An 11385-nucleotide genomic window follows, 5' to 3' on the forward strand; every position below is an offset into this window, starting at 1 on the left:
CCCCCGCCATCACGAAAACAGTTTTTTGAGATGGAGCAGCACCATGGATGGGAATTCTTTCCGAGGTGACGAGGCGCATACGGCAAAACATGGACGTGATGACGAGAAGCGTCACTGGCATAACGGCGGCCGTAAACGGAGTGACAGACTCGTCGGACAAGAACATCCACGACACGAAGAAGCTTTCCGAAAAAATCGACGCGTTCGAGCTGTAGAGTTCAGAACAAGTCGAGCGCCGAGTCGAGGTACACAGCCTCGCGGACCTCAAGCTGACGCTCCGGCCTCGTCATGTAGTGGAGGATGAATTCCAGCAGGACGGCGCTCCCCAGCCCGCGCCCCTCAATCTTGAAATTCGAGAAGCCCATCGGAACGTATTTCCCGACGATGTCGCCGACGCCGATGAACGCGGGGCTTCTCATCGCGCGCGAGAACTTGTACTCGCCCCCCGCACACCGGTGCCCGTCGTCGCGCTCCCCCAGGTTCTTCCGGCTCACGCTCTCATAGCACGCCTTCCGGCGCGCGCAGGTGACGGGGCAGCATTCGTTGCAGAGGAACTCGACCTTGTCCTTCAGCTCCCGTGGCAGGGCGCCGAGGGAGCCGAACGATTTGTTGAGGCGGAAGTCGGGGACGACGAAGCTGAATTCGCCGCGGCGGAGCTCAGCCTCAAAATCAGCGAATTCCGTGAGGACTTTCGTCGTCGAGGAGACGAGATACAAATCCGGGTATTTTTCCGCCAAATACCGTGCGAGCAGGTCGGAATGGACAATCGCGCCGCCGCCCGCAGAAGCCTTTGAGAACGTCCGGCAGAGCGCGTTGCATTTTCTGTCGGAGAGGTGCTCCGCCCGCAGAAGGGAGTTGCTGAACGTGAGCCTGGGGGAAATGCCGTGAGCATCCACAAGGGCGAGCGCCTCTTCCGCATCCGCCTCCCCGAACCCGCACCTTCCCCCGCCCCACAGGCAGTCCGCCGGCGCCCCATAAACCGAGCCTATGTCGCACCACGGATAGAAAAATTCGCGCCGCTCCCTGAACAGCGGAAGGAACACCTCGTAAAACGAATCGAATTCGAAAAGCCCGGGAAGATGGAAATGAACCTTCGCCGCGCCGGAACAATTGCCGCCATCTGCTTTCATACAAGCCAAGCATACTACCCCAACGCGCCCCCCAAAGGAAGCCCGCCTCCCAGAAAAAAAAACACGCCCCCTCCATAAATCAACACGCAAAAATCAAACCGGGTTTTTCCGCGCCGCCGCTCGGTAAAAACAAAGTCCCTCCAACCAGCAGGAAAACATGTCGAGTGTATGGTTAGGGACTTCTTTGACCGAATTGTGCTAACATCTGCGAGTTTTGTCCCTAACCTATTGCAAAACGGAATCGTAAAATAGAGAAAGATTAGCAACGGACAGGAGGTTTTATGGGAATTCTTAGAGGAATGGAAATCGGGGCGGCATTTTTCGCAGCTGCGGGTCTTTTCGCGGGCTGCTCCGACGCGACGGGCAGGAAATCCGCACGACGAGGGAAATCAGCATCGACAGCTCGGAGAGCATACGCGCGATGCTCGACAGCTCCGGCAGCGTGAACGTCAGGAAGCTCCAGTCCGCGCTCGACTCGTTCGACATCGAGAACGACTTCGCGCCGTACATAATCGCGCGGAACGAGGGGAACGGCGAGGCGCAGTCGTGGACGCTCACGTACGGGACGGGCGCGGGCCTGATTACGGGGAACACAATCGCGACGGAAATCACGAACGGGTTCGACGCGATAAACAAGGCGATGGACACGCTCCCCGCCGACAGGACGACAAAGCTCCGCATCAGCGTCGAAAGCGACATCTATTCGGGCGAGCCAGGCTCCGCGTCGTCCTCGGCGATAAAGGACATCACGAACCTCTACTCAATCGAGTGCGAGAACTACAGCATCCTCGACTTCAACGGGAACACAATCTACGCGAACTGCGAGAACGCACAGGACATCGTGCCCGTCTCGCTGACGAACAGGAACCACATCTCCATAAGGAACCTGAAAATCAGCGGTCACGCGCGCTACGCCATCTGGTGCCAGGGCTGCGACAACGTCGTCTTCGACAACATAACGCTCGACATGGACGAGAAAAGCGCGCTCGGGCTGAGGATTGCGGAGAAGAACAACACCTGGAGCCGGAACGTATTCGTGGACAACATAACGGTCACTGGCTGCCAGGACAACGCCGTGGAGACGATGAAAGTCGACGGCATCCTCATCGGGCAAATCGACGCCACCGACTGCAACGACTGCGGGCTCCTCCTCAACACGACGACGAACGCCGTTGTCGGGACGGTGAACGGGACGAGATGCTCGCCGAGAAACTCGAACGGCGTCTACGCGGCGCTCAGGACGGCGAATTTCGTCGGGCCGGACGTCTACATCCACAACATAAACGCGGAGGAATGCGGGCGCGGCTATTTCAGCGTCTCTGCAAACTGCGGCATCAACATCGACGAAATCACGAGCACGAACAGCTACGAGCAGGCAATCCTAGTGCAGGACACGCAGAACCTCCACATAAAGAAGGCGACGCTCACGGGCGGAAGCCACAACAGCGACACTGCGGTGCGCTTCACGAACGGAAGCGCGGGCGGCTCCCTCCCCGTGATGAACAACACGCTCGAGAACGTGACGATAACGGGCTACTCGACTCCGATTCTCGAGGACAGCGGGAAATCAGATTGGAACGAGTTCATCAACTGCACGACGGAAGGCGGGACGTTCGCCGAGAATTCCGTGACGGGCGCGCGAGAGAAGCACGAGGAGGCTACGCTCGAGATTCCCGCGGGCAAGACAGAAATCGCCGACGGCGAGTACATGAACTACACGAACATCACGAGCGTGACGATTCCTGCAAGCGTCACCACAATCGGCGCGAACGCTTTCTACGGATGCGGGTCGCTCAAGACAGTGACGTTCGCGGAAGGAAGCGCGTGCGAGACAATCGGGGACTGCGCGTTCGGGAAAACCGCAGTCGAGTCAATCAGCTTCCCCGCGAGCGTGAGGTCGTTCGGCTCGAACATCCTCTCCCCGTCGTGCGCGGACGTCACGATAAACTCGACGGAAATCACGTCGATGGGCACAGAGGCGTTCTTCAACCTCGCAGACCCGTCGACGATAAAATTCGCCGACAGCGCGCTCCACACCGGGAATACCTACGACAAGGGCTCTTACGGCTCATGGGGAAAATACTGGTACGGCCACACGAGAAGCACAATCGAGTAAGGGCCGCCATTTTCGGATTGAAAAAAACGGGCGTGCCGGGCGGAAACGAATCCGGTACGCCGGCAAACAGCGACAAGGAGGAAATGGAAATGAAAGCGAAAAACAGGACAGCAGCTATCGTCGCGTCGTCGCTCGCCGCGTCGTCGCTCATCGCATCGTGCGCGTCGTCTCCGTCGGGAACAGAAACGCCGCAGTCGTGGCTCTCGTACGAGGCGCCGTCCAGAACGACCGTATACAAGTTCGATTTCGGCGGCGCGGGCGCGGCTGACGGGTTCACGGCAGCAGGCGCCGACGACGCGTATTCGAAGGAGAAGGGGTTCGGCTTCCGGAACACCGCGGGCGTCAGGAACGTCGAAAGCGCGGGCGAGGCGGAGAAGGCGGATGCCGTCGAATGGATTGACGACGGGAAGGGAATGAAGAGCGAAAACACGTTCGCCGTCGACCTCGACAGCGGGATATACGAAATCACCGTCACGGCAGGCGGCCCCATGTTCAGGGAAAGCGTCGCCGCGGAGGGATTCTTCCACGTGATGGACTTGACGGGCGGCGTGAACGGAACGGAGACGTGGCAGATGCCCGTGACGGACGGCCAGCTCGACATCCTCGTCACCGCGGGGAAAAAGGACACGCGCTACGCGCTCAGCTCACTTGAAATCGCGAAGGTAGAGACGGAAAAAAGCGCGCCCGCCGTATGGCTCTGCGGGGACTCCACCGTGTGCGCGTACTACAAGCTCCCCGACGACGCGGAGACGTTCCAGTACGGGCGCAACGGCTGGGGACAGCACCTCGGGAAATACATAAACCCCAAATGGCAGGTGCGGAACCTCGCGACGGGCGGACAGTTCGCGCGGGGATTCTACACGTCGGGGCAGCACGAGTCCGTCATGGCGTACATAAAGCCGGGCGACTACTACATAATCGCAATAGGGATAAACGACAAGACATACTCGAACGAAAGCGAATACTACGAGACGCTCTGCGCCATGATTGACGAGACGCGCGCGAAAGGCGCCGTTCCCGTCCTCGTCTACCAGCAGGGGCGCGCGCAGGACGTGGGGAAAAACCTCGAGTCGCGCTGGTTCGGGCCGAAAATGCAGGAGGTCGCCGCCGAGAAGGGGGTGAAGCTCGTGAACCTGTTCAAAATCGCGGGCGACTACTACGAGTCCATCGGCGCCGACGGGACGATGGCGCTCTACGCCCCCAAGGACGTGAAGGACGCGTCGAAGGGCACGGACACGATGCACCTCTCCCCCGCCCTCGCCGACACGCTCGCGCAGTTCGTCGCGCGCGAAATCCCGGAGCTGCGGGAATAGGAACCGGGATTTTTCCGGACACGAAAAAAGGAGGACACTATGAAAAAGATAAACGCTTTGACGGCGGCGATTTCGGCGGCGGGCTGCCTCGCAATCGCAGGGTGCGCGTCGGACGGCGCGGCACGAACGGCGGCACAGGAGATGAGGTTCGAATACCCCCAAGACAGCCAGCATTTTTCCGAAAATGACGGCGCGATAACGTTCTCGCTCGACGTCCCTTCAGGAAACTACGACGTCGTAATCGACTCCGACGCCTCGACCGTCATCTCGGAGAGAATCGGCGGAATCGAAGCGGCCGCGGGAATCAAAAAAGAGGGAAAATCGTTCAAGGTTGCCGTCTGCGACGGCGTCCTCGACCTTTCGTTCTCCGGGCCGGCGCACGTGAAAAGCGTCCGCATCAAAGCCGAGGGCGGAAAAAAGCCGAACGGGAAGCCCGCTCTTTTCGCAATCGGCGACTCCACGGCACGGAACACGGCAAACGGCGCGAAATCGTGGGGCAACTGCGTTTCCGAAGGGCTCGTGCCGCTGCCGGAGAAGTTCGGCTCGTTCAGCAACAACGCGATGGCGGGACGCGACAGCGTCCAGTTCTACAACCAGGCGCGGCTTGAGAAAGTCCTGCTCGACATCCGCCCGGGCGACTACGTCACCGTCAACATGGGGATAAATTCGCGCGAGAACGGCGAGATTCAGTCGTTCCGCACGATAATGCGCGACTATTACATCGGCGGAATAAGAGAGCGCGGTGGAAAGCCCGTCATCCTCCTCGCGACGCCCGACGGGCCGTACAAGGACGACGAGGGCAACTGGACGAACTGGACGAGCGACTTCGATTTCTCCGCGAACAAATTCAAAAACAACAGGGGCGACGGCGCGCGGAACGGCGAGCTGAGGAAAATCGCCGAGGAAACGGGCTGCCCCCTCATCGAGACGGGACAGCTAGGCGAGGACTACCTCAATTCGCTCACCGAAAGCGACGTCCAGGCGTACAACAAGGAAAACGGCACGGATTTCCGCACGGTACTTGAGATGGTGCAGAGCTGGTACCTCGACCACAACCACTACAAGGAGCCGCTCGGGCGTATAATCGCGGCCTACGTCCTCTCCTCGCTCTCCGACATAAGCGAGACGTATTGACACAAACGCCCTGCATTGCCCCGTGGAACGTGATTCCGCAATCCGTTCCACGGGACAACCGCATTTCTGCTCATAGGCATAGGGGCTGCCCGTTCCCAAGCACCATTTTTCGTCGCGAAGCCGTTTTTTCATCACTTCGCCTGCCCCAATCCGTTTGAAGCCGCAAGCCCCCGCCGCCAATGCTGATAAGGTGGCTGAGGGCGGCCATGCGAGAATCGGCTTCTTCGGCTTCGCTCAATGACCGTTTCTTCCAGCATACGTATCGAAGCATCCCAAAAATCGTAACGGCGAAAGCTTCCAGGATTCGTGCGGGAGGAGGGAGGGGCGGTATTATAACACACATATCATGAGATTTCAGTATATTTTTATTGATAATTTTCTCAAAGAAAAGTATTCTACCATTCCCCGCCACAAAGACACGGCGGTAATCAAATCATTTCAACAAGTACCTTTCATTGAGTGCAGGCGGTTTTCCGCGCGCCCTCGCAAAAAATCATTACAAAAACAGAACGTATATTACGGATTGTTGACGGCATTGTGCTAATTCATCAATACCCATTGATGTTTAATAAAACCAACCTGCGGAAAACGCGGGAAAACAGAATGCGGAGGACTCTTATGAGGAAAAATGCGGTACTGGCAACGGCCGCCCTGCTGTTGGCCGGAAGCATCGCGTCCGCCGAAGTGAAGACGAGCATCACCGTCCTACAGGGCTGGGATGTCGTCGGATATAGGCAGAGCGGGGCAGACGACGAGGACAGGGCGTTCGTGGCGACCGATGCGGCATTGAGAGGTGCGAAAGGTCCATACGCCGCCGAATACGACGGGCTCACATGGTTCGGACGTCCTACGGACAAGAACAGGTATTCCGGCGTGAGCGTCAAGACGGACACATTCGGCGTCGACGCCTCGTTCAAGACGAACTGGAATGCGTTCTCCATGAACGGATACAGCGGCTGGGCAAAATGGGGCGGGCTCTACGTCGGGTTCGCTGGAAACGGTCTCGGGCGGTTTTCCGACATAACGGACCACGTCTACGGAATCTCGGGATTCTTTCCGGACGGGGACAGTTTCTTCCAGTGGAAGGTCCTCAACGGGGGCAAGGCGGTCAAAAAGGACCACGACGACTACAAATACAACACGTACAACATCCTGAACCTCGGCGTCCCGCTTGAGAACAGGGACGGCGGGCACCAGCTCGGAATCAAGTACACGTACAAGAACCTGACGCTCGCCGCCGTGACGTGCAACGACCTTGCGTCGAGGATAACGGACGACGAGACGAAGACCGACATCAAGAAGGCGAACGCGCTCTACGGGCTTTCCGCCCCGACAGACCTGAATTTCCAGGCGAACTACGATTTCGGAATCGCGAAGACGTCGCTCACGTTCAAGATGCGAACCGTCTCGGAGACAGCGGAAAACCTCGTGCAGGGCTCGGCGACGAACGGGCTGAACATCGCCTCCGACCCGCTCAACATCGCATTCGCGCTCGCGGCAAGCTCCGACAAGCTCGTGAAGAACCTCCGGCTCGGGATGTGCTACACGGTCACGGGATTCAACGCGGCGAACGCGAACGAGTACGAGGTGAAGACGGACGACAACAGGAACGGCCTTTTCGGCGAGGCGGGCGAGAGCGCGCTGTTCGACAACGAATACTGGGGGCAGGCGCTCAACCTCGGCGCGTCCTACAAGCTGACGAAGAAGGACACGATAACGGTCGCGAGCACGACGACGATGATAAACATGAGCGACTACATGAAGGCGGTGTCGAACCTCAACAAATACGGCTGGGCGCCCTTCATAAGCGAGGACGCGCTCGTGACGTACCAGCACCAGTTCAACGACAGGATGACGGGAGAGGTGCAGTTCGAATTCGTGGACTACAACCTCAACAGCGGCACGGGCGGAAAGGCGGAGGCTGAATTCATCCTCTTCCCGAGCGCCACGTTCAAGCCGACTAAAGGCGCGAACGTGAACGTCGGCCTGAAGATGAAGGTTGAGAACCTCAGCTCGGACCCGGTCGGAAAATGGGGAACGGAAAAAAACGAGACCATAAGCTACGTCTACCCCAAAACATTCAGCGTGACGATTCCGGTAACGCTCACCATTTCTTTCTAAGCCAAAAGGAGATTGACGATGAAAAAGACAATAGCCGCGGCAATCGCCGCCATAACATTCGCAGGAACTGCAAGCGCCGCAACGCTCTCGCTCTCTACGCGCGTCGGGGAGAACCTCGTGACATACGCGAAGAGCGACGACGAGAACGACGAGAACGACGGGTTCTTCTTCCTCGACCAGTACCTCGACAACAGGCTCGGCGCGCAGTACGCGAGCCGCGGAACGTATGATTTCCTCACTTTCTCCGGAGAGACGTCGCTCGGAGGAGCGGAGGCGAAGATAAAGGTGATGAACAAGGCGCTCGAGATGCGCCTCTACAACGCATGGGTAAACTTCGGGAACCTGCGCATAACGGGCGGCGCGTTCGACGCGTACCCGGTCGTGGACATCATCGGCGACGCGAACGTCGGGCACCACTACAACAGCTACGCCGCGCAGTACATGCCGGGATTCGACCCGCAGGTCATGAGCTGGTTCCTCAGGAACGAGGGCTTCTTCAGGAGCAACCACGGCGGATGCATCGCGACGACCGCCCTCCCGACAGGCTCCACCGCGGGAACGGCGAAGCTCGTCAGCACGCTCGAGGACTACAACTGGTACTTCTACGACCCGAACAACGCCGGAACGACAATCGACCTCGACAAGACATACGGCGGGCACGAGGGCGCGGGAATCATGGCGACGTACCAGGCGGGCGACCTCGTGAACCTCCGCGTCGTCTCCACGATGGGCGCCGCGTACCAGCAGTACGGGATGCTCACCAACTACACCTACTTCGGCGAGAAGACGCCCACGAACCTCACGTTCCAGGGAAGCTATCTTCTCCCCGACATCGCCAAATTCGCGCTCACGGTGAAATTCGAGGACAGGATTTCCGGCGTGTGGAACGACGGCGAGGGTCTGATGAAGAGCGCGGGAAGCGACATCGCGGCTTCGTTCGCGGCAAGCTCCGACGCAATCGAGGACCTCAAGCTCTATGCCGGATACATGTTCGGCGCGGCATACCTCGGAATGGAAAGCGACACCGGCGACAGCGAGACGTTCATGTTCCACAGCGCCGACCTCCGCGCAGTCTACCAGCTCACCGACACAATCGCGCTCGGCCTGAACGGAAACCTCTCCGCGGTCATCCAGAGCGACTACGCAAAGAGCATCTACGACGACAAGGGCGCGCAGCTCTACGGCGAGAACATCATCGGCTTCAACGCGGGTCTTTCGGCGACGTACAAATTCAGCAGCTCGCTCAGCTTCGACTTCAACGCCGGATTCCGCTGCCTGGACGTGAACCACACGAATTCCACGACGGGAGAGAGCGACATGCTCGCGGTCTCAAGCGTCGGGTTCGAGCCGAGCGCCGTCTTCACGCTCACGAGGAACAGCTCGCTCAGCCTCGGCGTGAACCTCCTCTACCAGAACCTTTCCGGAAACGACGAGGCGAAGGAGACGGTCTGGCTCAACAACAACAAAAACAGCGGAACGGCGAACGTCGTCTATCCCGGCACGCTCGTCGTCACCATGCCGCTTTACATGAAGGTCTCCCTCTAAGAGACACCGCCCACACTCCCCGCGCGATTTTTTTTCGCGCGGGTCAACACGGAGGCACACATGAAGAAAATATTCAGCAGACTAATCATCGCAGCATCCGCGGGACTTCTCGCGCTTTCAGGATGCAAGGTATTCGACTCGCTCGAAAGCCAGGACGACCCCGTAATATATTCAGAAAGAATAGACGGCGTGACTATTTCCACGGACTCGAAGGAAATTCTTGCGGGCGCATCAACGACATTGACGGCTTCCGCCGAATCAGTCCACGCAAAGGAAGACGCAATCTCATACGCCTGGTCGATTTCTGCCGGCGAAGAATATGCGACGCTCTCAATATCAGGAAACACCGCGACGCTCACGGCGAACAAGGACGCGCCCGCAGACTCGGTAGTAACAGTCCAGTGCACGGCGAACTACGACTTCGGAGAAAAGAACAGCGTCTCGTCGGAAAAAAGCATAGACGTAATCGGCAAGGGCAACGTAAACGCGACATGGGATTTGTCATTATGCGGCGATGAGAAAAAATTCGTCTATTACACTGATTCCGATTTCACAAATGAAGTGAAAGGCGCTGCTCTTACAAACAAAGCAGCCGAAGCAGTGTCAGAAGGGTATTTCAAGCCGGAAACAACGAACGCCAACGGAAAGCCGTACGCAACCTTAAAGGGCGTAAATTTCACGAGGGCGAAATTAGGAGGAAACGGCACAGCTCTTGTCGGATACGCTGACGACCTGACAAGCAAAAACACCTCCAATTTGAAATGGTCTCACTTCAAGGAAAAAGGTAGCTATCTCACGCTCAAATTGTTCGGCGACAGCACGGTCACCATTACGGGCGGTTCTGTTGCCACAGATGAATACCGTGGCGTATTTGTATACGACGCAAAAGGAAATGAAGTCGCATCCATAAGGGGAAAGACTACCCTCACAAACGTGACCTTTACCGGCACGCTCAACGACGAATTCTATATAGTCGGGAACTCGGGCGGCGTGTCAAAAATCACCTGCTTCGACGAAAACTACGACCCCTATGACGCTGAAATAGAATCTGTAACGGTTACTGCAAGTTCATCGTCAATTACATTAGGTGAATCAGGCTCATTCTCTGCAAGTATCGCGGATACACTGAACAAGGACGAAGTGTCGTATAAATGGACTATCACAGAGAACGTGTCATACGTCACGCTCGAAAGCGATACAGCCGCGTCATGCACCCTCAAAATAGAGGACAACACCGCATATGTCGGTCAGACAATCACCGTAAAATGCGAAGTCACATACACGCATAAAGGAAAAACGAGCAAAAAAAGTGCTACAAAAATTATCACTATCGCAGCTAAACCATCTGGTTCAGTCAACGCAACGTGGGATTTGTCATTATGCGGCGATGCGAAAAAATTCGTCTATTACACTGATTCCGATTTCACAAATGAAGTGAAAGGCGCTGCTCTTACAGACAAAGCAGCCGAAGCAGTGTCAGAAGGGTATTTCAAGCCGGAAACAATGAACGCCAACGGAAAGCCGAATGCAACCCTGAAAGGCGTAAATTTTATGCGCGTGAAACTGGGTAATCAAAATAAAGGTACACCTTTGATCGGATCTAATGCAGAAAAGTCAGGCACGAATCTCAGCAAATGTACTTGGGAAAATTTCAAAGATAAGTTAGGTTATCTTACGCTCAAAGTCTACGGAAACTGTACAGTCACCATTACTGGCGGTTCTCTTAACTCCCATGATTTCAGAGGCGTGTGGGTGTTCAAAACAAGCGGAGAAGAAGTTGCATCAATAAAAGGAGCAAATACAGCACTTGCAACTACAACATTTACAGCATCCGCAGATGATGAATTCTACATTGTTGGTAATTCCGGCGGTGTAGCAGAAATCAAAGCGATAGCGAACTAACCCAACATATCGCGCTTCCTTCGCCCGCGCCGTTCTTTCGGTGCGGGCGTTTTTTTGTGCGAGCGCGGTGAGGTGAAATTGCGAGGGGCTTACGGGGGCGCCGTTTTTTTAGGGAACGCTGATT

At 56.9% G+C, this 11385-nt stretch carries 9 protein-coding genes; 8 read left to right on the top strand and 1 reads right to left on the bottom strand.

The annotated features are described in order from the left end of the window. Nucleotides 1-47 precede the first annotated feature (47 nt). On the top strand, nucleotides 48-215 hold the full coding sequence (locus TRESADRAFT_RS16250) for a hypothetical protein (RefSeq protein ID WP_002704572.1): 168 nt from the start codon (nucleotides 48-50) through the stop codon (nucleotides 213-215). A 3-nt stretch (nucleotides 216-218) separates the two neighbouring features. Here the strand turns inward: TRESADRAFT_RS16250 and TRESADRAFT_RS07960 are convergent, their stop codons facing one another. After that, nucleotides 219-1130, bottom strand: a complete 912-nt coding sequence (locus tag TRESADRAFT_RS07960) for a hypothetical protein (protein WP_002704574.1) — start codon at nucleotides 1128-1130, stop codon at nucleotides 219-221. A gap of 281 nt (nucleotides 1131-1411) precedes the next feature. Here TRESADRAFT_RS07960 and TRESADRAFT_RS16255 point away from each other — a divergent pair, with 281 nt between their 5' ends. The 7 genes from TRESADRAFT_RS16255 to TRESADRAFT_RS07995 all read left to right on the top strand — a co-directional run bounded on the left by TRESADRAFT_RS16255 (nucleotide 1412) and on the right by TRESADRAFT_RS07995 (nucleotide 11261). After that, complete coding sequence (locus TRESADRAFT_RS16255; RefSeq protein WP_159100050.1) at nucleotides 1412-1576, top strand: hypothetical protein; 165 nt, start codon at nucleotides 1412-1414, stop codon at nucleotides 1574-1576. Next, on the top strand, nucleotides 1552-3246 hold the full coding sequence (locus TRESADRAFT_RS07965; RefSeq protein ID WP_002704575.1) for a leucine-rich repeat protein: 1695 nt from the start codon (nucleotides 1552-1554) through the stop codon (nucleotides 3244-3246). Before TRESADRAFT_RS16255 ends, TRESADRAFT_RS07965 begins: the two co-directional genes overlap by 25 nt. A gap of 89 nt (nucleotides 3247-3335) precedes the next feature. Then, nucleotides 3336-4559: a GDSL-type esterase/lipase family protein gene (locus TRESADRAFT_RS07970; RefSeq protein ID WP_002704577.1), complete on the top strand. Its 1224-nt coding sequence runs from the start codon at nucleotides 3336-3338 to the stop codon at nucleotides 4557-4559. 39 nt (nucleotides 4560-4598) lie between these two features. Next, complete coding sequence (locus TRESADRAFT_RS07975) at nucleotides 4599-5693, top strand: SGNH/GDSL hydrolase family protein (RefSeq protein ID WP_002704580.1); 1095 nt, start codon at nucleotides 4599-4601, stop codon at nucleotides 5691-5693. 618 nt (nucleotides 5694-6311) lie between these two features. Continuing rightward, nucleotides 6312-7814, top strand: coding sequence for a hypothetical protein (locus TRESADRAFT_RS07985; RefSeq protein ID WP_002704582.1), 1503 nt, complete (start codon nucleotides 6312-6314; stop codon nucleotides 7812-7814). Between the two features lie 18 nt (nucleotides 7815-7832). Next, nucleotides 7833-9359 (top strand): hypothetical protein, encoded by a 1527-nt coding sequence (locus TRESADRAFT_RS07990; protein ID WP_002704584.1) that lies wholly within the window; start codon nucleotides 7833-7835, stop codon nucleotides 9357-9359. 60 nt (nucleotides 9360-9419) lie between these two features. After that, on the top strand, nucleotides 9420-11261 hold the full coding sequence (locus tag TRESADRAFT_RS07995; protein ID WP_002704586.1) for a hypothetical protein: 1842 nt from the start codon (nucleotides 9420-9422) through the stop codon (nucleotides 11259-11261). Nucleotides 11262-11385: the final 124 nt, after the last annotated feature.

This window comes from Treponema saccharophilum DSM 2985 (genome assembly GCF_000255555.1).
Taxonomy (GTDB): domain Bacteria; phylum Spirochaetota; class Spirochaetia; order Treponematales; family Treponemataceae; genus Treponema_D; species Treponema_D saccharophilum.